This is a genomic window from Dehalobacter sp. (genome assembly GCF_030063005.1).
Taxonomy (GTDB): Bacteria; Bacillota; Desulfitobacteriia; order Desulfitobacteriales; family Syntrophobotulaceae; genus Dehalobacter; species Dehalobacter restrictus.
Genome location: NZ_JAPDHR010000016.1, coordinates 66,632 through 93,510, shown reverse-complemented (window position 1 = coordinate 93,510; position 26,879 = coordinate 66,632). Strand labels below are relative to the sequence as shown.

Genomic DNA, 26,879 nt, shown 5'->3' with positions numbered 1-26,879 from the left:
TTTCAGCAATTACGTTGCAGATTCCCAGGATAACTAACCTGAAATGGTATGTGCTTATGGCCGGGTCTCTCGGATTTATTATCCTTTTGGGAAAAAATCTGTATTGCGCTTGGATTTGTCCTTTTGGGGCAGTACAGGAGATTCTTAACAAGGCTGCTACCAAATTGAAATATTGAGGAATTCTAAGAATTCATTAGAAAAACTAACTCTAGAGTGTCTGTTTTATCGAGAAAAGGTCAAATTAATCTAATCCAAACAGATGCACTGGCAGGATAAATGTGCATATAAAAAGAAAATATATAAAAAATTAATCATAGGATAAAATGAATTTTTAATTCTCAATATACCGGAAACTAAGGGGGTATTGCTATGAGTCTTGTCTATGTAGGGTTTGTTCCTCATCCTCCGATTCTCGTGCCTGAGGTCGGGCATGGTGAAGAAAAAGGTTGTCAGCAAACAGCAGAGGCTTATAGGACGCTCGTTCAGCAAGTCATCAGGATGAATACGCAGACGGTTCTGATTGTATCTCCTCATGCGCAGCTGGCCGAGCAGGGTTTGGTAATCTTAGACGGTGACACTCTCTCCGGGAGTTTCAGCCGTTTTGGGGCAGGACAGGTTAGCTTAAGCTTTGAAACAGATCAGCAACTCGCGGAGACCATCAGGGAAAAGATTCCTGATGCTTTTCCTGTCCGGGCAGAGCTTGATCATGGTTCACTCATTCCACTTTACTTCCTCCATCAAGCCGGATGGTCCGGGAAGATTGTTGTCTTAAGCATGCCGATGAGCCGTCCGGAACATTACGGAAAAAAAGTCGGCCAAATTTTAAATGATGCAGCTGAACGCTGCGCCTTGCTTGCAAGCGGTGACCTTTCCCACCGGCTCAAAGAAGACGGACCTTATGGATTCCACCCTTCAGGCCCCAAACTGGACCAGCTTATAGTCAAAGGATTGAAAAGAGATACAACACTGCTCAGGGGGATTCCCGCTAGTCTTTTGGATGAAGCAGGTCAGTGCGGCTATCATTCCCTGTTGTTTGCACTCGGGGCGAGAGAAGGCGCAATTAAGGTTCTCTCCTATGAAGGACCATTTGGTGTAGGTTACCTCATTGCTGAGATCTTTCGTTCTTCACCGATTGCTGGATATGCCAGGGAATGCCTGACTTACTATCTTACATCCCAGCCTTTTGACAGGTTAAATATTCCTGGAGACCCTCTACTGAAAGAAAAGAAAGGCTGCTTTGTTTCCCTTAAAAAGGATGGGACTTTGCGGGGCTGCATTGGCACGATCCAACCGGTAAGAGAAGACCTGGCTTCAGAGATTAGACATAACGCCATAGCAGCAGGTACCCAAGATCCACGCTTTTGGCCGGTCCAACCGGAAGAACTGCCCTTAATATCTGTATCTGTCGATGTTCTTGGAGACACGGAGAAAATTACTGGGCCTGAAGAACTGGACCCTCAGCGTTACGGGGTAGTCGTACGCCGGGGTGGAAAGGTCGGGCTGTTGCTGCCGCATCTCGAAGGGATTGATACGGTTGAGGAACAGGTCGGAATAGCCAAACAGAAAGCTGGTATTGATTCGGGGGAGGAAGTCGAGCTCTGGCGTTTTGAAGTCGAACGTTTTTTTGAATAACAGGAAAGAGGGATGAAGCATATGGCAGGATTTTCTGAATGTCCCCTATGTCCGCATCACTGCAAACTCAAAGAAGGCCAGTCAGGATTCTGTAAAGTCAGAGGGTGTCGGAACGGTGAAATCATACCGCTGACTTTCGCTGAAGTCGCTGCGTTTCATCTTGATCCTGTGGAGAAGAAACCACTTTATCATTTCTATCCGGGAAGCCGGATATTCTCGGTCGGCGGCTATGGCTGCAACCTGCACTGCTTCTTCTGCCAGAACCATGAGATCTCCCAGAAATATGAGCAGGGACGCCGGATTTCCCCGAAGCGGCTGACAGAAATGGCCCGGGAAGACCAGTCCGTCGGGATTTGCTTTACGTATACGGAGCCTCTGGTCTGGTACGAAATGATCATGGAGACAGCTCCGCTGGTCAAAGAACGGGGAGGAAAGGTCGTCCTGGTATCCAATGGGATTATCGAACAGAAATATCTCGAATATCTAATCCCTTACATTGATGCGGTCAATATTGATATCAAAGGGTTTACCCCTGAATTCTACGAGAAATACACCGGCGGGAAACTGGAGTGGGTGCTAAAAACAGTTGAAACGCTGGTATCAAATGTTCATACCGAGATCACAACGCTTATTATCCCCAGCTTGAATGACAATCCGCAGGAAATTGAGGCGCTGGCCAAATGGCTGTCCGGCTTGAATGCTCCGCTGGCGTGGCATTTGAGCAAATATCATCCTATGCATAAAAGCAAAATACCGGCAACTGATGAAAAGAAGCTGAAGAAGCTATGGGAGTTGGCCAAAGATTGCCTGCCGTATGTGTACCTTGGTAATATGGCAGGAGGCAACACAACTTATTGTCCGCAATGCGGTCAGGAAGTCATCACCAGAGACCTTCGGGTGACCATGAAAACCACGGAAGGAAAATGCGGGCACTGCGGCCGGGATATCTGGGGAGTTGGACTCTTATGACCAATGACAGGTTTAGGGTTAACCAGGTATGCGTAATATTGAAGAATGTATACAGGAATGTATACATTATTTAAACGAAAAACCTCTTTACAGATGGTTTACCGGGTAATATAGTACAGATAGATCGTTTGTTATATGCAAGTCAATCAGGCAACGGGGCCTCAAAAAAGTGCAATACTTTTTTGAGGCTTTTTTATTAGTCATCGCGCGTAGGTTAAAGACTTGTATCAGACTATCTATAAAACCTAAGAAACATCAAGAAACTAAGGAGGAGAAGAAAATGAATTACACAACTGGGGATATTGGTTTTATGATTATTTCCACCGCACTTGTTATGTTAATGACACCCGGTCTGGCCTTTTTTTACGGAGGACTGGTTAAAAAACGTCATGTTTTATCCATGATGATGCAAAGTATTATCACGATGGGTGTTGTAACAGTTATCTGGGTAGTTTTAGGTTATTCGCTTGCTTTTGGACCGGATATCGGTTCAGTCATCGGCGGCCTCGACCATCTGATGCTGAAGGGTGTAGGGCTGGAGCCAAGAATTGAAGGTGCTACAATTCCACATCTGCTTTTCATGGTTTTCCAGATGATGTTTGCAATTCTGACACCGGCTTTGATGACCGGTGCGACTGCCGAACGCTTGCGTTTCCCCGCATTTGTTTTACTGATGAGTTTCTGGAGTTTACTGGTGTACGTTCCAATCGCGCACTGGGTATGGGGCGGCGGCTGGCTTGGAAATTTAGGTGCACTTGATTTCGCCGGCGGTACTGTTGTTCATATCAGTTCAGGCTTCTCCGGTCTCATCGCAGCACTTGTGATCGGAAAACGCATCAATAAGTCCACAGATCCGACCATTCCGCATAATATTCCTTACGTGATTCTGGGCGGCGCCCTGCTATGGTTTGGCTGGTTTGGCTTTAATGCAGGCAGTGAACTGGCGGCTGACGGAATTGCAGTAATCGCTTTTGTAACCACATTTATTGCAGCTGCCTTAGGGCTTTTGGGCTGGGTCGTTGCAGAAAAACTGCACCGTGGAAAGCCTACTGTCCTGGGGGCAATTTCCGGAGCAGTTGCCGGACTGGTAGCCATTACACCTGCTTGTGCCTATGTAACAAATGCCTCCGCGATGGTAATTGGGCTTGTAGCCGGCGGATTATGCTACTTTGCAGTTGCAATCCTTAAAGATAAGCTTGGTTATGACGACGCGCTGGATGCCTTTGGCATCCACGGAATCGGCGGAACCTGGGGAGCTCTGGCGACAGGCATCTTCTGCACAACCGCAGTTAACCCTCTCGGTAAAGACGGCCTATTCTACACGGGTGAGTTCCATCAAGTCGGCATACAGCTCATCGCAGTACTGGCAACGTATATATACGCAGGTCTGGTAACGTTTATCCTGCTGAAAGTCATCGGAGCTATCACTCCGCTCACAGCTACAGACGCCGAACAGGTCAGCGGTCTTGATACGACCCAACACGGAGAAAGTGCTTATCCCGATTTTGAAGGATTAACAGCAAATTCGATCTATAATTTATAGAAGCAACAAGATTGCGTTATAAATGCAGACCTAAAGTATGATATTATGATATGCAGATGTAAGCTTATGAAGATAATGAGACCGGATATACGATATTGTAAGTTGAAACCGGGGTTGAATATGAACAAACGCTATTGCACATTAAATGAACATTTCCGCAAATTTTTTGGCGAAAAAGTTATTAAAGTATCCTTGGATGCAGGTCTCAGCTGCCCGAACCGGGATGGGACGGTAAGTGACGGAGGCTGTATATTCTGCAGTGAAAAAGGCTCCGGCGATTTTGCAGGGCAAAGAGGTCTGTCCATTCGCGAACAGTTTAACCAGGTTCGGGAAAGGACTCTGAAAAAATGGCCAAAAGCGAAATACATTGCTTATTTTCAATCGTTTTCTGCGACGTATGGTCCTGAAGATTATCTGGAAAATTTATACCGGGAAGCGTTGGCGCTGGAAGATGTCGTCGGTTTATCCGTTTCAACCAGACCGGACTGTCTGAACGAAGCAATCCTTGATGTTCTGGAAGACCTGAATAAACAGACCTATCTATGGGTAGAACTGGGTTTGCAGTCTGTTCATAACAAAACACTGGACTGGCTGAACAGGGGACATGATTTCAACTGTTTTCTGGAGGGTGTAAATAAGCTCAGACAAAGGAATATCCGGGTCTGTACCCATATCATCATGGGGCTTCCCTGTGAAACCCGGGAGGAAATGTTCAGGACAGCACAGGTGATCAGTCAATTCCCGATACAGGGTATAAAGATTCATTCGCTTCATATTTTAAGAGGGACTCCGCTTGCGGATCTCTACAGCCAGGGTGGTCTTCAGCTGCTTTCCATGGAACAATATATAGATCTCGTAGCCGATATCCTGGAGATTCTTCCTCCCGATATGATTATCCACAGACTCATGGGTGACGGACCTCTCAAAGATGTCATTGCCCCAATGTGGACCCGACGTAAATGGGAGGTCTTAAACGGTATCGACCAAGAGATGGAACGAAGAGGAAGCTTTCAAGGAATTCATTATGACGCCAAAATCCCGCTAACCTGAGAAATATGGTTGGCGGGATTTTGGTTAGAGAGAGTGATCTCACTGACTTCTATATGACTAAGGCATGCAATCAGACTTAGCCTTCATCAGCGCAATGATTCTCATAATAAACAATTTTCCCTTCCCACGTCTTCAAAACAGCCTGATGTTCATCGAGGGAAAGAAGATATTGGGGGAGAAGCGGGGTTTTGCCGCCTCCTTTTGGTGCATTGATAATATAGGTTGGAACGGCCAGACCGGAGGTGAAGCCTCTGAGCGCTTCCATCACGGCTAGACCTTCCTGAATGGACGGAATAAAATGCCGGGTGCCTTTGACGTTTTTGGCGTGAAAGATATAGTAGGGACGGACACGGATTTTCAGTAATTCCTGATTCATTTTCTTCATGACATCGGGGTCTGTATTGATGCCTTTGAGCAGTACGGCCTGGTTCCCAAGCACAACACCGGCTGAAACAAGCCTATCTGCAGCCTTTTTGGCTTCCAGAGTTACTTCTTTCGGATGATTAAATTGGGTATTGATATAGATTGGCGGATATTTGGCAAGTATGGCTAAAAGTTCATCGGTAATCCGCATTGGCAGGGTTACAGGGACCCTGGTTCCAAGGCGTTTGATTTCAACATGCGGAATACTATGAAGTTCAGCAAGCAGCCATTCGATGGTCTGGTCACTTAAAAGAAACGCATCCCCGCCTGTGATTAGCACATCCCGGATTTCTGGGTTCTCACGGATATAATCCAGCGCGGCTTTCAGGTCTTCTTTTTCCTTGTGCCCGTCTGTTTCGCCGATATTGCGCCGGCGTTGGCAGTGACGGCAGTACATGCCGCACATGTTGGTAACATTAATGATCAAGCGGTCCGGATAGCGTCTGGTGATACAAGGAGCGGGAGAGGTTAAGGCTTCTCCCATTGGATCTTCTTCTCCGCTTTTATCAAACAGCTCTTCTATTTTGGGTATTCCCTGCAGAAGGATGGGGTCTTCAGGGTTGCTAAAATCCATTAAACTGAGGTAATACGGTGATACAGCCCAGCGGTATATCCGGCCGACTGTTGAGATCTCATTTTTTTGAGCATCAGTTAACGGAAAAAGAGAATCCAGCGTGTTGACATCCGTGATCCTGTGGCTCATTTGCCAACGCCAGTCATCCCAAATTTCCTGGGTTGCCCCGAAGTATTGGAGGATCCTTTCCTTCCGGGCAGAATATAAATCTGTCAGATTCAGTCCGGCAGGTATCTGATTAGCTTTTTGCAGATAGGGTTCGATCCGCTGCTTTAATTCTTCGGCACGTTTAATAGAAAAATAGTGATAATCACGATGCGGTCTATATAGCTCGATTGCCATATTTAGCCCTCCCTTTCAAATGCTAATTCAGAAAAAATCTCCATATCATACAAAATAGCGACGCTAAAAAATTATACTGCCAACCAATCATAGCATTGTAAGTTGTCGGCAGTCAAGAGGGTTAAAATGTCCGATCACGTCAAATAATGAAAAAATTTGAGGGTATGGCGCTGTTCCAATATTGCCTGGAAATGGTCTTTTTTTATAGAAAAGATTGTCTTCCCCAACTCCCTAGGGTAGAATTACGTAAAAGGCAAAAATTTGATACGTGCATGAGAAGATACGGATTGATTGACATGGTACTAGATATCTGAAATCAGCAAAGAAAGAAAGGGATCATATCTTGGAGCAGGCCAAATATCAGGAAATTGCGAATGAGATCGCGCATGCCGTCGTTCTCGGCGAGTTCCGTGAAGGGGATAAAATCCACGGAAGGTCGACCCTGGCAGGAAGATTCAATGTTTCTCCAGAGACGATCCGTCGAGCAATTGCTATTCTGCAAAATGAAGGAGTCGTCAGAGTAAAACCGGGTATTGGCATCATTGTGAACTCCAGGATAGAAGCCGAAAAATTTTTAAAGTCTTTTGATCAAAAAAATGAGGTTCAAGCCTTTATTGACGAGTTGAAAAGCCTGATGGAGCAGAGAAAAGAAATTGACGGGCAAATTGATGGGCTGCTTCAGAAAGTTTCAACCTATGCCGACCGATATATCTCTCGCTGGAATGACGTTGAAGAACTCAAAATCCAGCCGGAATCATCCGCAATTGGCTGTTCCCTGAGAGAACTTAAAGTCAGAGAAAAAACTGGAGCAACAGTCGTAGGGGTTGTCAGAAACGGCAATGAGAATTTTTCTCCTGAAGCCGACTTCCTGCTCGAAGAAGGAGATATTCTTCTCGTAGTCAGCTCGGAGAATGGCAATAAAAAAGTCCGGAGCTTATTGAAATAATTTCTTAGGGAGGTGTGACGATGAAAAATAAGAATGTAATCCTTGTTCTGGTCATAGCCCTTGAAATCGCTCTGGGTCTTTATTTGCAGAATGCTTTTTTATTGGCCGCTTTTATGGTATTTGATGCCGGATATTTCTCCTGGTATATGAAAAATTTAGAGAAAAGGGCTGTACCGCTGCATACGTTAAGCAGGGCAGACCTGAGTGTAAAGATCGCTAACGAAACACTTCCTTACCTGCGCGGCGGTCTGAATAAACAAAACGCCGAAGCCATTGCCAAAATCATTCACGGGATTGCTCAGGTGGCCGCAGTCTCGATCACCGATTGTGAGAAACAGCTCGCCTATCTTGGGGCAGGCTGCGACAGGCACCATCCCGGTGATAAGATCCTGACGGCAGCGACCAGAGAAGTCATACAGACTGCAAGATATAAAGTTGTTCAGACGCAGGAAGAGTTAAACTGTCCGATGTCGGACACGTGTGACTGTCCTTTGGCTGCGGCAGTCATTGTTCCACTTTCCTGCAAAGGAAACGTTGTCGGAACATTTAAGCTCTATGAAACGAAGGGCGGAAAGATTTCTCCTGACCTGATCAGGCTTGCGCTTGGCATGGGCCAGATTTTAAGCCTTCAGGTGGAAGTAGCTGAACTGGACCATCAGACCAATCTGACGATGGAAGCCAGACTCGATGCTCTTCAGGCTCAGATCAATCCGCATTTCTTTTTTAATGTTCTGAATACGATTATTGCCACCAGCCGAACCAACCCCAACCGGGCCAGAAGACTCTTGATCCATCTGGCCGAATTTTTCCGTAAGTCTTTAAAATCTAAAGGCGCACTCATTTCTCTTCGGGAAGAGATGGAATTTGTTAATAATTATTTTGTGCTGGAAAAAGCTCGCTTTGGAAAAAAGCTGAAAATTAAGCTGGAAATTCCCAAGGAACTGATGGATGCCGAGGTGCCAAGACTGAGTATTCAGCCTCTAGTTGAAAATGCGGTCAAACATGGGATTACCCCCATGATCATGCTGAATGGTGTTGTAACGATCCGCGTCAGGGAACTCGGGCTGGAAGATGGTAAAAGCGAACTTTTTGTAGAAGTCATTGATAACGGAATGGGGATTGAAGAGGATCGGCTGAAAGATGTCCTGCTGCCCGGTGTAGGCTCAGGCAACGGTGTAGGGCTCGCCAATGTCCATGCCCGCCTGAAGGGCTTATATGGTTCAGAATATGGATTAAACATTGAAAGCAAAATAGGTGAAGGGACGACTGTAAAAATGAGGCTTCCATACAAACAGACCAGTCCGCAGCAGACTTCTGCCGAACCCTGGATTCAGGACCCTATGTCTAGTACCAGGGCCAGAAATGGTATTTGATTTTACGAAGAAACGGGGAACTTCATTTGTATCCAGGTATAGATATTGTTGAAATAGCTAGATTTGAAAAGGCCTGCCGGAGACATTCAAAACTGGTTGTCAGACTGTTTACCGACAGGGAGCTGGCTGAACTATCAAAAAAACATATATCTTCTCTGGCTGCCAGGTTTGCAGGCAAAGAAGCGGTACTTAAAGCACTGGGGACGGGACTCAGCGGTCTAAGCTGGCATGATATTGAGATCCTGCGGAATGAAGCGGGAGAACCAATCGTATATTTGAGTGAAAGGGCACAGGCTGCAGCGCGGTCGAGAGGAGCAGAGAGAGTCCGAATAAGCCTCTCTCACAGTAAAGATACGGCCATAGCATCTGTTATTCTGGAATAGATGCAACGGACGGGCATTTTAGGGTTGACATGGTACTTGGCAGTGTTCATTATAAAATAAGTAGGAAAAGTTTTTCCGAGGAGGATAGAAAAAATGCGTATTGTAAGTGCCGGACAAATGCGCAGCATTGATTCCAACGCAATCAATCATTTTGGAATCCCCGGGTCAATTCTTATGGAGAATGCAGCGTTGGCAGTAGTAAGGGAAATAAAGATTATTCTGCTGAAGGATGAAAAAAAGTCGCTTCGCGGTTTGAGAGCAGTTATTCTTGCTGGAAAAGGCAATAATGGCGGTGACGGTCTGGCAGTGGCCAGGCATCTCTGTGTATTAGGGATGGAAGTGACTGTTTTTCTTTTCGCAAATCCTGCTGAGCTTCAAGGGGATGCCAAGCTGAATTATGAATTGTTTCAGAAAATGGGAGAAAAGATCATTCCTGTCGAAGACGAAAAACAGCTTCGTCTATTCAAGCTTGCCCTGATGCAGTCTCAGGTTGCTGTTGATGCGTTGTATGGAATAGGCTTTAAAGGAGAAATTCCGGAATCCCTGGCAGGTTTCATTGAAGACTTAAACAAAGCCGATCTGCCGGTGGTTTGTGTCGATATTCCCAGCGGTCTGGAAGCAGATACGGGGAAAGTACATAGGATTGCAGTCCAGGGAGATGTGACAGTTACCTTTGGCTTGCCAAAGCTTGGACATTTTCTCGGAGAAGGATTAATCTATACAGGAAGGCTGGTCATTGACCAAATTTCAATTCCCGAAAAAGTGATAGGCGAAGAAAAGATCTTTGCCTATCTATTGACGGATGAAGTCATCCGGCCTTTGATTCCAGCAAGGCACACACTGGGCCATAAAGGTACGCATGGCCGGGCGGTCCTGATTGGGGGATCGCTTGGAATGAGCGGGGCTGTCATCCTGGCAGGAAAGTCGGCTCTGCGCTGCGGGGCAGGGCTTCTTCAGATCGTTACCCCTGAAGCGGTTGCTGAGACGGTCGATTTGGGAGTCATTGAAGCTACGGTCTGGCCAGCAAAGGATTATGAAATGTTAAGCGTCAATGCCTGGCCGGTCATTCAGGAGCGGTTACAAGGAGCTGACGCTTGTGCAGTAGGTCCCGGACTCAGGCAGACGGAGTCATTTCTTAATGTCATAAAAAATATACTGATAGAGACCGATGTACCGGTAGTTCTGGATGCAGACGCGTTGAATCTGATTTCCCGCGAACCGGATGTACTCAGCTTAAGGAAAGGCAGAGGCAATCTTATTCTGACGCCTCATCCTGGGGAAATGGCTCGCATATGCGGCTGTTCAATTGACGAGGTTCAGGAAAACCGCTTAAAGATAGCGCTGGCCAAAGCCCTGGAATGGGGTACCATTGTTGTCCTGAAAGGCGCAGGTTCGGTCGTTGCTTCGCCGGACGGCAGAGTTTTTTTGAATCCGACGGGTAATGCAGGACTTGGCACAGGCGGCACAGGGGATGTGTTGACCGGAAGTATTATGTCCTGGATTGCCCAGGGTGTCCCTCCGTTAGGGGCGGCTTGCATGGGGGTTTATCTTCACGGCAAGGCCGGAGATGTTTTAAAAGATCAGTTTGGTTTATCAGGTTTCACAGCTTCGGAGGTAGCTGATTGCCTCCCAAGGGTCAGAAAAGAGATAGAGCAGTTAGGAGATTTTTAGAATGAATATTTTTCGTCCGGTTTGGGCAGAAGTTGATTTGGGGGCTTTAAGACGCAATTTAAAAAGGATACAGCAGTACGCCGGCAGTGAAATAATGCCCATAGTCAAGGCAGATGCCTACGGACACGGTGCAGTGGAGGTTGTTCGGACTCTTAAGGAAGAAGGGATTACCAGATTCGGGGTTGCTATCCTGGAAGAAGCTTTGGAGCTCAGAAGGGAATTCCCGGATATTGCCCTTATGGTTATTGGACCTACATTGTCGAAGTATTCAGAAATACTGGTCAGAGAAGAGATCATTCCCGAAATATTTCAGATCGAACAGGCTGAAGCGCTTTCAGCGGCAGCGTTGAAGCTGAATAAAACAGCGAGACTCCATATCAAAGTGGATACGGGAATGGGTAGGACAGGGTTCCGCGAAAATGCACTCGAAGATATTCGGAAAATCGCAAAGCTTCCAGGCCTTTATCTGGAGGGGATTTATACCCATCTGGCCACGGCCGACAGCACTGATTTGTCTTATGCGAAGCAGCAGCTGAAGATCTTTAATGACTTATATGAAAAGCTGTGCGCGGCTGGAATAAAAATTCCGGTCCGTCATGCCGCGAATTCTGCTGCAATCATGCAAATTCCCGAAAGTCATTACGAACTTTGCCGTCCAGGAATCATTTTGTACGGACTTTTACCGATGGATCACGCCGGACAGGAAGCTGGATTTGAACAGGTCATGTCTTTAAAGACCCGCATTTCCCAGCTGAAGACCATCGAAAAGGGCGAGAGTGTTGGCTATGGAAGGACGTTTATGGCCGACAGGCCCACAAAAGTCGCAACGCTGCCGATCGGTTACGGCGATGGTCTGCGCCGTTCTCTGTCCAACGGCGGTGAGGTCTTGCTGAAGGGAAGGGAAGCCAGGATTATCGGTAAAATATGCATGGATCAGACCATGGTCGATGTAACAGAAATTGAAGGAATCCAAGAAGGGGATGAAGCCGTTCTGCTCGGCAGAAACGGTGACCTGTTTATTTCCGCGGATCAGATTGCTGAACGATGCGGAACGATTAGCTATGAGATCCTGTGCGGTATTTCCAAGAGAGTGCCAAGAGTGATGGTTGAGAGCAAATAGTATTTGGGGGCAAAAAGCCGTGCTGCGCACTTATTCTGGGAGATAGAAAACATTAATAAAAAAGACCTTTTGGATGTGAGCTGTTTTGAACATACTCAGTCTCCAAGAGGTCTTTTTAATTTTAGTGGTATTAAGACTATATCGTGAGTATCAATGGAATCACGAATCGGATTAGGCAGCTCCGGCTTAGATTACGCCGTGAGCCAGCATGGTGTTAGCAACTTTCAGGAAGCCTGCAATGTTAGCACCGACGACCAGGTTGCCTTCACAGCCGTATTCTTTGGCAGCTGAGCTGGCATTGCGATAGATGTTGACCATGATGTCTTTAAGTTTGGCGTCAACTTCTTCGAAAGTCCAGGAGTAACGCATGCTATTCTGGGACATTTCCAGAGCGGAGGTTGCAACACCGCCGGCATTGGCAGCTTTACCAGGAGCAAAGATGATTTTATTGGCATGGAATACTTTGACTGCTTCTGGAGTAGAAGGCATATTCGCACCTTCACCGACAGCAAAGCATTTATTGGCAACCAGAGCCTTGGCGGATTCTTCGTTCAATTCGTTCTGCGTAGCGCAGGGAAGAGCGATATCGCAAGGAATGGTCCAGATGCCTTCGAAGCCTTCTTTGTATTCGGCTTTCGGGTGGAATTCCAGATAATCTTTGATTCTTCTTCTTTCAATCTCTTTGAGCTGCTTAACGGTCTTTAGGTCAATACCGTTTTTGTCGTAGATGTAGCCGTTGGAATCGCTCAGGGCAACAACATTGGCACCCAGCTGCATGGCTTTTTCGGCTGCATAAATCGAAACGTTGCCTGAACCGGAGATAACAACGGTAGCCCCTTTAAAGGATTTGCCGATGTCTTTAATTGCTTCGTCCATCAGATAAACCAGACCATAGCCGGTTGCTTCGGTACGAACTAAGCTTCCGCCATAAGTCAGGCCTTTTCCAGTAAGTACGCCTTCAAAGAGATTTCTGACTCTCTTATACTGGCCGAACATGTAACCGATTTCTCTGCCGCCAACACCGATATCACCGGCAGGAACATCAGTGTCTGCACCAATATGTTTGCAAAGTTCGGTCATGAAGCTCTGGCAGAATTTCATGATTTCGTTATCGGATTTGCCTTTGGGATCGAAGTCGCTGCCGCCCTTGCCGCCGCCGATCGGAAGTCCGGTCAGGGAGTTTTTGAAGATCTGCTCAAAACCTAGAAATTTGATGATGCCAAGGTTAACAGACGGGTGTAAACGCAGGCCGCCTTTGTAAGGACCGATAGCGCTGTTGAATTGAACACGGAAACCACGGTTAACCTGAACATTTCCTTTGTCATCGACCCAGGGAACTCTAAACATGATCACGCGTTCGGGCTCGACGAGCCGCTCGAGGATACCGGCTTTTTCATATTCGGGATGTTTGGCAATTACCGGTTCCAAAGATTCCAGCACTTCCTTGAGTGCCTGGTGGAACTCGGGCTCGTTCGGACTTCTTTTGATAGCCTGTTCCATGACTTGTTGGACATAAGACATATTTTTTACCCTCCAGAAAAAATAATGTTTTTTTATCAATAACCGTATTCTACAATATTAATTTGCGTTTGAACATAACAAAACAAACAATATACTGTATTCATTATAAGATATTAGTGATGCAAAATAATGAATTTATAATATTAAATTTAAATATTTAAACATTGGCATTAAAATTATACAGAAAACTAAAAAATACAAAGAAAGTTAAAATGAATACAATATTTTTTAGTTAAAACAGTTATGTTGTTGATGGATTTTTGGTAAAATCGTAAAGAAACTATAGATGAAAACTCCAACAAAGGGTGTGTAATATGAAATACAATCAATTGCCAAAAAAACAGGGTCTTTACGATCCGGCCTTTGAGCATGATGCCTGCGGTATGGGATTTGTCGTGAATATCAAAGGTGAAAAATCGCACGACATTGTCGAGGAAGCTTTAACCGTTCTGGAAAACTTAAACCACAGAGGTGCCAGTGGTGCGGATGAGAATACGGGTGACGGCGCTGGTATTCTGGTGCAAATACCCCATGACTTCTTTAAACGGGAATGTGATGTTCTCGGCTTTAATTTGCCGGAAAAGGGCAAATATGGTGTAGGAATGATTTTTGCGCACAAATATGAAGATTTTCGGATTACCCAGATGGACTCTTTTGAAAAGATTGTTCGTGAGGAAGGACAGAAGATTCTTGGGTGGCGGGAAGTCCCGATCGACAAATCGACGGTCGGCCATAGTGCCAAAGCTGTTATGCCCCGGTTTATACAGGTTTTTATCGGAAGAAGCTCTGATCTGACCGATGATATGGATTTTGAAAGAAAGCTCTATGTCATTCGAAAAAGAGCAGAAAAACTGATCATCCCAATGTGTGAAGACAAGGGAGGCTCCTTCTATGTTGCCAGCCTTTCCAGCAAAACCATTGTCTATAAAGGTATGCTTACAGCCGAACAGCTCAGAAACTTTTATCTGGATCTTTCCGATCTGGATTTTGTTTCAGCACTGGCCATGGTTCATTCCAGGTTCAGCACCAATACCTTTCCGAGTTGGGAGCGGGCGCACCCGAACCGATATATTGTCCATAATGGGGAAATCAATACCATCAGAGGAAACGTGAACTGGATGAAGGCCAGGCAAAAATGCATTGATTCACCGTTGTTTGATGATATTTCCAAGGTATATCCGATTGTTGACGAGTCAGGCAGCGATTCAGCTATGTTTGACAACAGTCTTGAGTTTATCCATCTTACCGGCAGATCACTTCCCCATGCTGTCATGATGATGATTCCTGAGCCATGGGAAAAGAATGATCTGATGTCCAAAGAAAAAAAGGACTTTTATGAGTTTAATAATTTTATCATGGAGCCCTGGGACGGACCGGCTGCCATGGGCTTTACGGACGGAACAGTTATCGGTGGCGTACTGGACAGGAACGGACTCAGACCATCACGTTATTATGTCACCAAAGATGATAAAGTCATCCTCGCCTCAGAGGTGGGGGTTCTCGACATCAAACCTGAAAATGTCAAGTATAAAGGCCGTTTAGAACCGGGTAAAATGCTCCTGATCGATACGGAAGCACAAAGGATCATTTCTGATGAGGAAATCAAAAAGAGTGTTTCCCTGATGCATCCGTATGAAGAGTGGAATAAGAAGCATATTGTCTATTTAAGTGATCTCCCTGTTGACGACGAATTGGAAGCACCGATGCTGGAAGATATCATCTCCCAGCAGAAAGCATTTGGCTATACTCATGAGGATATCCATAAAATGATTCTGCCGATGGCGATTGATGGCCTTGACCCTGTCGGATCGATGGGCATGGATTCACCGCTGGCAGTACTTTCAGACAAACCTCAAATGCTGTACCATTATTTCAAGCAGCTTTTTGCCCAAGTGACGAATCCCCCGATTGATGGCATCCGTGAGGAAATCATTACCTCCAGCACAATGCTCCTAGGGAATGCGGGAAACCTTTTGGATCCTGACCGGACGCATAGTTCCGCAGTATATCTGGAGTCACCTATCCTCACCAATACTCAGTTGGATACCATTATGAAATTAAATAACGGGAAGTTCAAGACAGCCAGGATTTCCATTCTTTACAAGGTAACTGGCGGCCTTAGAGCAATGGAAAGAGCTTTAGAAAAAATATCCCGGGAAGCAGATAAAGCAATTGCTGATGGCGCAAATATTCTTGTTCTTTCGGATAGGGGCGTTAATAAAGAATTTGCTGCTATCCCCGCTCTTCTGGCATCTTCGGGGTTGCATCACCATTTGATACGCCGTGAAATCCGGACGAGTGTGGGTATTGTTCTGGAGACCGGAGAAGCCAGGGAGGTACACCATTTTTGTGCCTTGATCGGGTACGGTGTTACCGCGATCAACCCCTATATTGCTTACGCAACGATCAGAGACCTGGCGGCCAAAGGAATGACGAATGGCCTAAGTTATCAGGAGGCCAAAAAGAACTATATTAAAGCCTCGATCAAAGGCATCTTAAAGGTGCTTACGAAAATGGGTATTTCGACGATGCGCAGCTACCATGGTGCCCAGATATTTGAAGCTGTCGGCCTGAAAAGAGATCTGATTGACCGCTACTTTACTCAGACGCCATCCCGCTTGGAAGGAATCGGTCTTGAAGAAATTACAATGGAAAATCAAATGCGGCATGAAAGCGCTTTTGATGAGAATGCACTTTACACAGATACACTGGAAATCGGCGGTTTCTACCAATGTAAAGATAGCGGGGAGATTCATCTCTACAACCCGGAAACAATCTACCTGCTTCAGCGCGCCTGCAGGGAAGGCAATTACAATCTTTTTAAAGATTACTCCAGAAAAATTAATGACGAGGAGATCTATACACTTAGGCAGCTGCTGGATTTCAAAATAAGCGCCGGAGATACGATTCCAATCGAAGAAGTCGAACCGGTTGAGTCCATCGTCAAAAGATTTAAGACCGGGGCGATGTCCTATGGCTCAATCAGCAAGGAAGCTCACGAATGTATGGCGATTGCCATGAACCGTTTGGGCGGCAAAAGTAACAGTGGTGAAGGCGGCGAGGATCCTGAAAGATTCAAAAAGTTGCCTAATGGCGACAGTCTGATCAGTGCCATCAAGCAGGTTGCTTCAGGTCGCTTCGGTGTTACCAGCAGCTTCTTGGTAAATGCCTCAGAAATACAGATCAAAATGGCACAAGGAGCCAAGCCTGGAGAAGGTGGGCAGCTTCCAGGCCGGAAGGTTTTTCCGGCGATTGCCAAAGTCAGACACTCGACACCAGGAGTCGAACTAATCTCACCCCCGCCGCACCATGATATCTATTCGATCGAAGATTTGGCGGAACTGATCCATGACCTAAAAAATGCCAACCGTGATGCTCGAATCAATGTTAAGCTTGTTTCTGAAGTGGGTGTCGGTACGATTGCGGCCGGTGTGGCCAAGGGCAAGGCCGATGTTATTCTGATCAGTGGCTATGATGGCGGTACAGGTGCTTCACCGCGAACAAGCATTAAGAATACAGGATTGCCGTGGGAATTGGGTCTTGCCGAAACCCATCAGACCCTTGTGCTTAACCGCTTGAGGGACAGGGTCGTCCTGGAAACAGACGGTAAGCTTCTGTCAGGCAGAGATGTTGTCATCGCTGCGCTCCTAGGCGCTGAGGAATATGGATTTGCCACTACCCCACTCATTTCCATGGGCTGTGTGATGATGCGCGTCTGCAACCTGAACACCTGTCCGGTAGGTATTGCAACCCAGAATGAAGAACTCCGCAAGAATTTTGCCGGCAAACCTGAGCATGTTGAGAATTTCATGTTGTTTATTGCACAGGAAATGCGGGAGATCATGGCGAAACTTGGCTTCAGGACCATTAATGAAATGGTTGGACGTACAGACAGGCTCAAACACAAAGAAAATATTAAGAATTGGAAAGCAGCCCAGGTAGATCTTTCCCAGGTTCTGTATCAACCCTACGCCGGTGCAGATGTCGGCAGATTTAAGTCACAGCAGCAAAACCATGGACTGGAAGAATCCTTGGATATGCGCAAGCTTTTAAGAATGTGCAAGCCGGCCCTGGAACACAAAAAATCAATCCGGGCCAAACTGAAGATCAACAATGTGGACCGTGTGGTTGGAACCATTGTCGGCAGTGAAATAACCAAGCGTTTCGGGGAAGAGGGGCTTCCTGAGGATACCATTAAGCTGACCTTTGTAGGTTCTGCCGGTCAAAGCTTTGGTGCATTCGCACCCAAGGGCATGTCCTTGGAACTTGAGGGTGATGCTAATGACTATATCGGCAAAGGCCTTTCGGGTGGTAAAATTATGGTCTATCCGCCAAAAACTTCGGATTTTGAACCAGCGAAAAATATCCTGATCGGCAATGTCGCCTTCTACGGCGCAACTTCGGGTGAAGCCTATATCAACGGAATCGCCGGCGAAAGATTCTGTGTCCGAAACAGCGGCGTCAATGCGGTTGTTGAAGGTGTCGGCGACCATGGCTGTGAATATATGACCGGAGGAAAAGTTGTGATCCTGGGTAAGACAGGACGGAACTTTGCTGCGGGTATGTCCGGCGGTGTTGCCTATATCCTTGATTTTGAGGAAATATACTGCAACAAGTCCCTGATTCTTATGGAAAAAATTACTTCGGAAAAGGAACTGAAAGAAATCAGGGAAATGATCCGTAAACATGTAGCGCACACGGGAAGCCCCCTCGGCCGGAAAGTACTGGATGATTGGGCGGTTTACGCGCCAAGATTTACGAAGATCATACCCAAAGATTATAAAAAGATGATGGAAAATATCGATAGAGCTCACAAGGCTGGCTTAAGCGGTGAAGAAGCCCTGACGGCTGCCTTTGAAGGGAAGGTCTGATCATGGGAAAAGCAACAGGATTTTTAGAGTATAACAGAATCGATCCGAAGAAAAGAAAGCCTGAAGAGCGGATCAAAGACTACAATGAAGTCAAGATTCCTCAGGATCCTGAAATTGTCCGAACGCAGGGCGCACGCTGCATGGACTGCGGTGTACCTTTCTGCCACGGCGGTGTGCTCTTGAACGGCGCCGCTTCAGGTTGCCCGCTGCACAATTTGATTCCAGAATGGAATGAGCTCGTCTATAAGGGACAGTGGCGGGAAGCATACAAGCGGCTGACCAGAACGACGCCGTTCCCGGAATTCACCTCAAGGGTTTGCCCTGCACCTTGTGAAGGGGCTTGTACCGAAGGCTATATCATGGACGCTGTGACTATTAACAGCATTGAATATGAGATTATCGAGAAAGCGTTTGCCGAAGGATGGGTAAATCCTAAGAAGGCCAAAGCCACCGGCAAGAAAGTCGCTGTTGTCGGTTCGGGTCCGTCCGGACTGTCTGCAGCCTATTATCTGAATGCCGTCGGCCATGAGGTCACGGTGTATGAGCGGGATGACCGGGCTGGGGGACTTTTGATGTACGGGATCCCCAACATGAAGCTTGATAAACGATTTATTGAAAGACGGCTTGATGTACTGAAGGCATCTGGGATAGAATTTGTTCTGAATACCGAAGTCGGCAAATATATGAAGGCCCAAGAGCTCGTAGACAACTATGATGCCGTTGTACTGTGCACAGGAGCTACCAAGCCCCGGGGGCTGGATGTGGAAGGCAAAGATCTGAAAGGGGTTTATTATGCCGTAGACTTCCTAAAAGCGACCACCAAAAGCCTATTGAATTCCAACTTAAAGGATGAGAGTTTTATTAGTGCCAAGGGTAAGAATGTCATCATCATTGGCGGCGGGGATACCGGGACGGACTGTGTGGCCACGGCAATCCGGCATGGATGCAAAAGTGTTTTTCAGTTTGAAATTTTGCCTGAGCCGCCTGCCCATCGTATTGAGGCTGCGAACCCCTGGCCGGAATGGCCGAAAAAATTGAAAGTGGATTACGGACAGGAAGAAGCAATCTGTCTTTATGGCAAGGATCCGAGGAATTATTGCATTTCCACCACAAAGATTGTGGGCAATGAGAACGGTGAGGTCAAGGAAGTCCACACAGTCAACCTTACCTGGGTCAAAGATGCTGCCGGCAGAATGGTTCCACAGGTGACTCCCGGAAGTGAAAAGGTATGGGAAGCGGACCTGATCCTGCTGGCCATGGGCTTTTTAGGGCCTGAAGATAATATTCCCACAGAGCTTAAGCTGGAGCGGGATGCTCGCAGCAATGTCAAAGCGGAATATGCGTTTTTTGAGACGAATGTTGACAGAGTTTTTGCTGCTGGCGACATGCGCAGAGGTCAGAGTCTGGTTGTCTGGGCTTTCCAGGAAGGAAAGCTGGCCGCTAGAGAAGTGGACAAATATTTGATGGGAAAAAGTATAATTATCTAGCCAATTGTTATGATAAACAGAGTGCAATGCTCATGGCGGATGTGATAACATGATATTACACGGCATCCACCGTTATGCTTTATCATACCGCATAGTAAAGCCAAGTAATGGAAGATGCCAGGATTCATTGCTTGGTTTTTGCGTATCGGTTATTGGCTGCTTGCACATATAGATTTGGGTGTCAGCAATTAGTAATTGTAAGGATAAAATGATAGCTAAATTGGCGTAAGGAATGATGTGTAATGGATCAGCGTAAGAAAATAAGATCCGGCCTGCCGGGGCTCGATGAGATCATCGACCATCTCAGGATTGGCGATAATGTTGTTTTGCAGGTTGACAATATCGCAGATTATGAATCCTTTGTGCTGCCTTTTGTCAGAACGAGTCTGGACGAGGGCAGAACAGTGATTTATATGCGGTTTGCGCGTCATTCTCCAATTATTGACGACAATGAAAATGTTAAAGTGTATCATATTGACGCCGAACACGGTTTTGAAGCTTTTTCCACGCAGGTCCACCAGATTATTGCAGCTGAGGGAGAAGAGGCTTTTTACGTTTTTGATTGTCTGTCCGATCTTTTGTACACCTGGGCAACGGATCTTATGATCGGCAACTTTTTTCAGATCACCTGTCCGTATTTATATGAACTGAAAACAGTGGCTTTCTTTGCAATTTATAAAAATATGAATTCGTATGAGACGATTTCCGCGATTCGGGAAACGACCCAGGTATTAATGAATATCTATAATGTCAGGGGACAGACCTATATCCATCCGGTCAAGGTGATCGACAGGTATTCACCGACGATGTTTCTGCCGCATATCAAACAGGCGCAGGATTTTATTCCGTTAACAAGCAGCAGCGATGCATCAAAGCTGTTTGCAGATATGTCTCTGAATGTATTTGATGCTCCGCGAAGACATTTGGATTATTGGGACCGGATGTTTTTGAAAGCGTCAGACACCTATGAAAAGGTAAAATACAGCCGTATGCCGTCTGCTGAGGAAAAAAACCTGGTAGAAAAGCTCTGTCGGATGGTTTTAAGTCGCGATGAAAGATTCCTTGAGTTACTGACGAAGGTCTTTACTCTGGAAGATTTGCTTCAGATCAAGTCAAGTTTAATTGGATCGGGATTTATCGGCGGTAAAGCGGTCGGAATGCTTCTGGCCAGAAAAATTTTGCTTGAAGATGAAAATTTTGATTATAAAAAAATTCTGGAACCCCATGATTCGTTCTACATTGGTTCTGATGTCTTTTACACTTATCTTGTTAAAAATGGTCTCTGGAAACTTAGAATGGAGCAGAGAAAACCTGAAAAATATTTTTCTCTGGCCAGAGTCATTAAAAGCAAAATACTCAGCGGTGTTTTTCCGGAGAATGTCAAAAACCATTTTTTGCGGGTCCTGGAGTACTTTGGACAATCACCGATCATTGTCCGCTCCAGCAGCCTTTTGGAAGATGGATTTGGCAACTCTTTTGCTGGAAAATATGAAAGTGTTTTCTGTACGAACCAAGGTACGCTCGAACATCGCTATCTTGAATTTGAAAACGCTGTGAAACAAGTCTTTGCCAGCACGATGAGCGACGACGCGCTGATGTACCGTTTGAAACGAGGAATAGCCGACCAGGATGAGCAGATGGCTTTGCTTGTTCAACGCGTATCGGGTTCTTATCGTAAGGAATATTTTTTCCCCGATCTTGCTGGGGTCGGCTACTCAAACAATATCTATGTCTGGGATGAGAAAATGTCTCCGAAAGCGGGCATGCTGCGGGTAGTTGTAGGTCTAGGCACTCGGGCTGTAAACCGTACGGCGGGTGACTATGCCAGAATTATAGCGATTGATGAACCTTTATCATCACCTTTAACGGATTTTGATGATTACAGGCAATATGCCCAAAGAAACATTGATGCGCTGATGGTAACCAAAAACAGCATGATTGGTATCGCGTTTAACGATCTTTTAAACGAAATTGACGATCCCAAACTGCATTATTTCGCGCAGAGAGACTATACTGCAGAAAAAATGATGAAAGAAATAGGCCAGCAAGACCGGCAGGCCTGGATTATTAATTTTGATCAATTTCTGTCCGATTCCACTTTTGTCGGGGTTATTCAAAAAATGCTTAAATGCCTGGAAAAATTCTACGCATATCCGGTGGACATTGAATTTACCGTTAATTTTAAAGATTTGGATTATTATCAGATCAATCTCCTGCAGTGCAGGCCGCTGCCCGCAAAAGGTCTCAAAAGTAAGGTGGTGTTCCCGAAACATATTGATTTCCAAAAAACATTCTTTCAAAGCCATAATACTTTCATGGGTGGGAATATCCATTATGGTATTCAGCGAATCATTTATGTCGAGCCTGAAACCTACAGCAGGCTAAGTGACCTCGAAAAATACAGGGTAGCCAGATGTATCGGCAAATTGAACAGCCAGATTGAGAAAGAAAACATGACCGTGCTGCTGCTCGGCCCTGGACGATGGGGTACCAGTACGCCTTCGCTCGGCGTGCCTGTTTATTTTTCCGAAATTAATAATATCACTGTCCTTGGTGAAATTGCAGTTAAAGAGGGCGGGTTCACCCCGGAGATATCTTACGGAACCCATTTCTTCCAGGATCTCATTGAAAGTGATATCTTTTATGTGGCACTTTTTCCGGAAGGCAGGGGAGGAGTCCTTCAGACAAAACTATTAAACCACTTTCAAAATTTGCTTCCTGAGCTGCTACCACTGAGCGCCTCCCTTGGAGAAATCATTAAAGTATATGATATTAATAAAGGAATGCATAAAGCCCTGGAGATTATTGCTGATGTCGGAAAACAAAAAGCGGTATGTTTCTTTAAATAGAATTGATGGCTGACAAGATATAAAAGTAGCCCTTCGGGGTTGTTTTTCCCCCTTAGGGCTAGAAAATATCTATCAAGGTTAGTGGCATCCGTGATGGCTACAGCTGTTCATGGCAGAGAATTCCGGAAGCTGGTTATCCAGGAAGAGCTGGATGTTACCCGAAACGGTGGCATTATCAACCCGAAAAGCACGCACCCCTTGCGCATTGAGTTTCATTAGGGCACCTGCACCGATTCCGCCAACCAGAATCGCGTCCACCTGTTCTCCACCCAATGCCTTCAAAGGCTGGCACATCCCGTGCTCATGCTGAGAGTCTCCGTTGTCGATGACTTTCATCTCTTCTTTATCCAGGTCGTAGATCAGAAAAAATGGGGCTGAGCCAAAATGATCATAGGGGATACTCTCAAGTCCTTTGTCTTCTTTTACAGGGATACAAATTTTCATGTTTAAGCTCCTTTTCTCGGTTTATTCATTGCTTGAACGCTCACAGCACTTTTCACGCTGGGCCTTGCAAGCATATTGACAATTGAATGGGACGCTGAAAACATCTTTATAGTGACCCGAGGTGTGGGTGCCTGATATCTGCTCAATGAATCCGATCAGATCTTCAAAAACAGATTGCTGCAAATTGTATTGTACGAAGTAGCCTGTTTTCTCGCCAATCAGAAGGCCGGCTTCCTTTAAAATTTTAATATGTTGGGACACGGCTGCTTCGGAAATTTGAAGATGTCTTGCAATTCCTTTAGCACAGATGCTTCTTCTGGACAAGATAAGCAAGATCTGCAGTCTTGTTTCGTCAGAAAGCGCTTTGAATACCTGCACAATTTGCTCCATATATCCTCCGGGTATTTTTAATTAACTAACTACTTAACTAAATTATAAGACACTTAAGTGATTAAGTCAAACAAACTGTTTTCTAATCGGTTCTAAAAGAAATGCTTCTGAAGACTGGCATTTTTCTATGTTATAATGATATGAAGATTTTTACGCCTTCATTTAAAAGCGTTTATTGCAAGTCATTGGCAACCCGGAATGATTACAGGCCATAGAAAGAAGGGGACAGCATTGAAATATTTAGAAGCGACACTGGGGAGAATATTCATTCTGAGATTGGAACAAGGAGAAAAAATCCCAGCCATTATTCAGGATTTTGCCGAAAAACACCAGATCAATTCCGCACTGGTTCATTTTTTGGGAGGGGCGGACAAGGGCAGTAAGGTCGTCGTAGGACCTGAAGACGGACAGGCCCTTAAACCCCGCAAGATGGTGACAGAGCTTCAAGGCACCAGCGAAACACTGGGAGTCGGAACTTTGTTCCGAAACGAACAAGGGAAACCGGTCTTGCATATGCACGCCGCTTTTGGCAGAGAGGGAAAAACAGTAGCAGGCTGTGTACGTGAAGGGGTCGATATCTGGCAAATCGGCGAGGTTGTCATGATTGAACTGAATACAAGTGAGGGCTCTAGAAAAATTGATTCTACGACAGGTTTTGAGCTGCTCGAAATAGAGTAGATATACCAACTGATTCTTGGCAGTATTTTTTTCGATTTTGAATGCGCCGCGGGCGAATACAATGCTTTATTGGGACAGGGAGGCATAGAATATATCGATGGAAAAACGGTATCAGGTTCTGCAGGATATTGTAGAGAAAGAGCTGTCTTATGCGGCCCACGATCTGGATCATGTTATGCGGGTCTATCATCTTTGTTTGATTCTGGCCGGGCAGCGGGATGATGTCGATACGGAAGTATTGATTCCGGCTGTCCTGCTTCATGATATTGCCAGAGCCAAAGAGGATGAAGATAATTCCGGAGAGATCGACCATGCCGTATTGGGTGCGGAAATGGCCGAGAAGATCCTTCAAGACCTAAATTATGATCCGAATTTGAGACAGGAGATCACACACTGTATTTTAGCGCACCGGTTCAGAACAGGACATCAGCCGGAGAGCATCGAAGCCAAAATCCTCTTTGATGCCGACAAACTTGATATCATCGGAGCAACTGGGATTGCCCGCTCTTTCATGCTTGCTGGCCAGCACGGGGAAAGGCTATATCATGAGGTTTCTGTCGAAGAATATCTGAAGGAAAATATCGGTGAGAACGGCAGGATTAAAGATGCTTCCAAACATACGACCAACCTGGAATTTGAACTTAAATTAAGAAAAATACCGGATAGGCTGTATACGGAAGAAGCGAAAGCAATCGCCAGAAAAAGGGTCAGATTTATGGAGCTATTTTTCAAGACTTTAGTGGAAGAAGTAACAGGAAATAAATAATCGAAATAAATAATCCTTGGAACGAATCTGTAAAGAAATTGGCTGGAAAATGAAGAATAATTTACATAAAAAAATTAAAAAACACTAATAGAAAGTATTTTAAATAAGTTGTATACTTGAACGTAGATATCGTTTGGCATGAATCTTGCCGTAAGGGTCAAGTTGATGTATCTATCCGAGTAAATCCTGGTTTTTAATGTGAAAAGAATATGAAAATGCCGTCTGTCCGGGAATCTGTATAGTATTTTAGTTTGATTCAGAAGGTGGAAGGAAAATATGAGGCAGATACGCCAAGATATATTTCTTGAACAGCAACAGAGATTGTTCATGACCACTGAACTGCGTCAGGCAATTTCTGTATTGCAGATGTCGACTCTGGAACTAAGCGAGTATATCACAAAAAAAATAGAAGAGAATCCTTTTCTGGACGAAGATGAACCCGTGGCTGAAAACAATGAGGTTGTCAGCAAAACTGCAATCCGGGTTAATATGGACGACCTGATTGAACATTTCAGCAGCGACAGCAATATGGGTCATATCTGGAATGAGAAGAATGAAAATAACACCGGATACGAACAATATCTGTCTGATCGGCCAAGTTTATATGAGCAGCTTGAATTACAATTGAATTTAGAGATCAAAAATCCTGCGGATATTATCATTGGAAACTTTCTGATAGGAAGTATTGACCGGAACGGCTATTTTACAACAGAACTGGAATATGTCAGCCAAAAATTGAATGTTGCCGTTGAGAGAGTGGAAGAGGTCCTAAAGGTCATTCATACTTTCTATCCTACCGGCGTAGGTGCCCAAAATCTTCAGGAATGCCTGCTTCTGCAAATGAGAGCAAACGGCAAGGACAGTGAGCTTGCGGAACAGGTTATTCAAAACTACTTCCAGGAGCTTGCCGACAAAAAAATAATGAAAATAGCCGATGCCCTCTCCGTGTCTACGAAGCAGGTCCAAGAAGTCTATGATCTTATCAGGACGCTTGATCCTAAACCCGGACTGCAGTTTGGCGCTGAAAGAAATCCTTTTATCTGGCCTGATGTTACGATTATGAGAGACCAGAACGATTATATGGTTATTGTAAACGACTTTGATTTTAACTATTTGAGAATCAATAAGACATATGTGGATATTCTCCGTAATTCAAATGCATTATCTGATGATGTAAGAAAATATCTTGAAGAAAAGTTTGATTCCGCTTTGGGGCTCATCCGCGGAATTGAACAAAGAAGACTGAACATTTACAAAGTTGTGCAAAGCATTGTTGATATTCAAAGAGAATTTTTTGACAATGGCATTGAATACCTGAAGCCCTTGACCATGAGTCAGGTTGCGGACCTAGTCGGCATCCATGAATCTACGGTAAGCCGGGTCACCTGCAACAAATACGTTCAGACGCCGCGCGGACTGTTTGCTTTGAAGTATTTCTTTAACTCCGGTGTGGGTTCTTATGACTGCGACAAAATAAGTTCCAAAAGTGTCAAACACTTGATCCAGGATATCATTAATAAAGAAGACCCGAACCAACCACTGAGCGACCAGGATATTATGATGATGCTTGTGAACAAAGGGATGAGGATCTCCCGGAGAACTGTTAACAAGTACCGTCAGAGTATGGGGATACCTACAAATTTACACCGTAAAAGATATTAATTGTCCAAAGCATTTGATGATTTTGAACTGTATTTGGGTGGAAGATTAGTCAACATAATGCAAAGGAACCGCGGGTATTTAATAACATCCACGGTTCCTTCACATTATATTGGACTAGGTCATTCAGGTGAGGAATGTTCAGAGAAGGTATATTTAGATAAAGAGTGTCCATTGGAAGGAGTGTT

At 45.3% G+C, this 26,879-nt stretch carries 19 protein-coding genes and 1 pseudogene; 16 read left to right on the top strand and 4 right to left on the bottom strand.

Annotation, left to right across the window (positions count from 1 at the left end):
- From OKX56_RS06660 to mnmL, 5 genes and pseudogenes are all read left to right on the top strand, one after another.
- A pseudogene (locus OKX56_RS06660) lies at positions 1-158 on the top strand (4Fe-4S binding protein); the annotation flags it as partial.
- A gap of 211 nt (positions 159-369) precedes the next feature.
- The gene (gene amrA / locus OKX56_RS06655; protein WP_287895954.1) at positions 370-1,632 is read left to right on the top strand and encodes an AmmeMemoRadiSam system protein A; all 1,263 of its coding nucleotides are present in this window, start codon (positions 370-372) and stop codon (positions 1,630-1,632) included.
- Between the two features lie 21 nt (positions 1,633-1,653).
- Positions 1,654-2,601 carry an AmmeMemoRadiSam system radical SAM enzyme gene (gene amrS / locus OKX56_RS06650; RefSeq protein WP_287895952.1) on the top strand — a complete coding sequence of 316 codons (948 nt, stop codon included), beginning with the start codon at positions 1,654-1,656 and terminating at the stop codon, positions 2,599-2,601.
- Between the two features lie 280 nt (positions 2,602-2,881).
- Complete coding sequence (locus tag OKX56_RS06645; protein ID WP_287895950.1) at positions 2,882-4,144, top strand: ammonium transporter; 1,263 nt, start codon at positions 2,882-2,884, stop codon at positions 4,142-4,144.
- A 120-nt stretch (positions 4,145-4,264) separates the two neighbouring features.
- Positions 4,265-5,194 (top strand): tRNA modification radical SAM protein MnmL/YtqA, encoded by a 930-nt coding sequence (gene mnmL, locus OKX56_RS06640; protein WP_287895949.1) that lies wholly within the window; start codon positions 4,265-4,267, stop codon positions 5,192-5,194.
- A 76-nt stretch (positions 5,195-5,270) separates the two neighbouring features.
- Here mnmL and eam read toward each other — a convergent pair whose 3' ends face one another.
- Positions 5,271-6,533 (bottom strand): glutamate 2,3-aminomutase, encoded by a 1,263-nt coding sequence (gene eam / locus OKX56_RS06635; RefSeq protein WP_287895947.1) that lies wholly within the window; start codon positions 6,531-6,533, stop codon positions 5,271-5,273.
- Positions 6,534-6,876: 343 nt separating this feature from the next.
- On the opposite strand from eam, the gene OKX56_RS06630 reads away from it, so the two are divergent.
- The 5 genes from OKX56_RS06630 to alr all read left to right on the top strand — a co-directional run bounded on the left by OKX56_RS06630 (position 6,877) and on the right by alr (position 12,026).
- Positions 6,877-7,479 (top strand): GntR family transcriptional regulator, encoded by a 603-nt coding sequence (locus OKX56_RS06630; protein ID WP_287895945.1) that lies wholly within the window; start codon positions 6,877-6,879, stop codon positions 7,477-7,479.
- A gap of 20 nt (positions 7,480-7,499) precedes the next feature.
- Entirely contained in the window at positions 7,500-8,852 is a 1,353-nt protein-coding gene (locus OKX56_RS06625; RefSeq protein WP_287895944.1) for a sensor histidine kinase, read from the top strand.
- Between the two features lie 26 nt (positions 8,853-8,878).
- On the top strand, positions 8,879-9,235 hold the full coding sequence (locus tag OKX56_RS06620; protein WP_287895942.1) for a holo-ACP synthase: 357 nt from the start codon (positions 8,879-8,881) through the stop codon (positions 9,233-9,235).
- 93 nt (positions 9,236-9,328) lie between these two features.
- Positions 9,329-10,906, top strand: a complete 1,578-nt coding sequence (locus tag OKX56_RS06615; protein ID WP_287895940.1) for an NAD(P)H-hydrate dehydratase — start codon at positions 9,329-9,331, stop codon at positions 10,904-10,906.
- 1 nt (position 10,907) lies between these two features.
- Entirely contained in the window at positions 10,908-12,026 is a 1,119-nt protein-coding gene (gene alr, locus OKX56_RS06610) for an alanine racemase (protein WP_287895938.1), read from the top strand.
- A 186-nt stretch (positions 12,027-12,212) separates the two neighbouring features.
- On the opposite strand, the gene gdhA is transcribed toward alr, so the two are convergent.
- Complete coding sequence (gene gdhA / locus OKX56_RS06605; protein ID WP_025206067.1) at positions 12,213-13,547, bottom strand: NADP-specific glutamate dehydrogenase; 1,335 nt, start codon at positions 13,545-13,547, stop codon at positions 12,213-12,215.
- A gap of 314 nt (positions 13,548-13,861) precedes the next feature.
- Here gdhA and gltB point away from each other — a divergent pair, with 314 nt between their 5' ends.
- From gltB to OKX56_RS06590, 3 genes are all read left to right on the top strand, one after another.
- The gene (gene gltB / locus OKX56_RS06600; RefSeq protein ID WP_287895936.1) at positions 13,862-18,418 is read left to right on the top strand and encodes a glutamate synthase large subunit; all 4,557 of its coding nucleotides are present in this window, start codon (positions 13,862-13,864) and stop codon (positions 18,416-18,418) included.
- 2 nt (positions 18,419-18,420) lie between these two features.
- The gene (locus tag OKX56_RS06595) at positions 18,421-19,905 is read left to right on the top strand and encodes a glutamate synthase subunit beta (protein ID WP_287895934.1); all 1,485 of its coding nucleotides are present in this window, start codon (positions 18,421-18,423) and stop codon (positions 19,903-19,905) included.
- 242 nt (positions 19,906-20,147) lie between these two features.
- Positions 20,148-22,754: a PEP/pyruvate-binding domain-containing protein gene (locus tag OKX56_RS06590; protein ID WP_287895932.1), complete on the top strand. Its 2,607-nt coding sequence runs from the start codon at positions 20,148-20,150 to the stop codon at positions 22,752-22,754.
- 78 nt (positions 22,755-22,832) lie between these two features.
- On the opposite strand, the gene OKX56_RS06585 is transcribed toward OKX56_RS06590, so the two are convergent.
- Positions 22,833-23,198: a NifB/NifX family molybdenum-iron cluster-binding protein gene (locus tag OKX56_RS06585; protein WP_287895930.1), complete on the bottom strand. Its 366-nt coding sequence runs from the start codon at positions 23,196-23,198 to the stop codon at positions 22,833-22,835.
- A 21-nt stretch (positions 23,199-23,219) separates the two neighbouring features.
- Positions 23,220-23,588, bottom strand: a complete 369-nt coding sequence (locus OKX56_RS06580; RefSeq protein ID WP_068882920.1) for a metalloregulator ArsR/SmtB family transcription factor — start codon at positions 23,586-23,588, stop codon at positions 23,220-23,222.
- Between the two features lie 231 nt (positions 23,589-23,819).
- Between OKX56_RS06580 and OKX56_RS06575 the strand changes: the two genes are divergently transcribed.
- The 3 genes from OKX56_RS06575 (at position 23,820) to rpoN (ending at position 26,694) form a co-directional block, all read left to right on the top strand.
- Positions 23,820-24,266: a PPC domain-containing DNA-binding protein gene (locus OKX56_RS06575; protein WP_287895928.1), complete on the top strand. Its 447-nt coding sequence runs from the start codon at positions 23,820-23,822 to the stop codon at positions 24,264-24,266.
- Between the two features lie 97 nt (positions 24,267-24,363).
- Positions 24,364-25,032, top strand: a complete 669-nt coding sequence (locus OKX56_RS06570; RefSeq protein ID WP_019225262.1) for an HD domain-containing protein — start codon at positions 24,364-24,366, stop codon at positions 25,030-25,032.
- A 276-nt stretch (positions 25,033-25,308) separates the two neighbouring features.
- Positions 25,309-26,694 (top strand): RNA polymerase factor sigma-54, encoded by a 1,386-nt coding sequence (gene rpoN, locus OKX56_RS06565; RefSeq protein ID WP_287895926.1) that lies wholly within the window; start codon positions 25,309-25,311, stop codon positions 26,692-26,694.
- Positions 26,695-26,879: the final 185 nt, after the last annotated feature.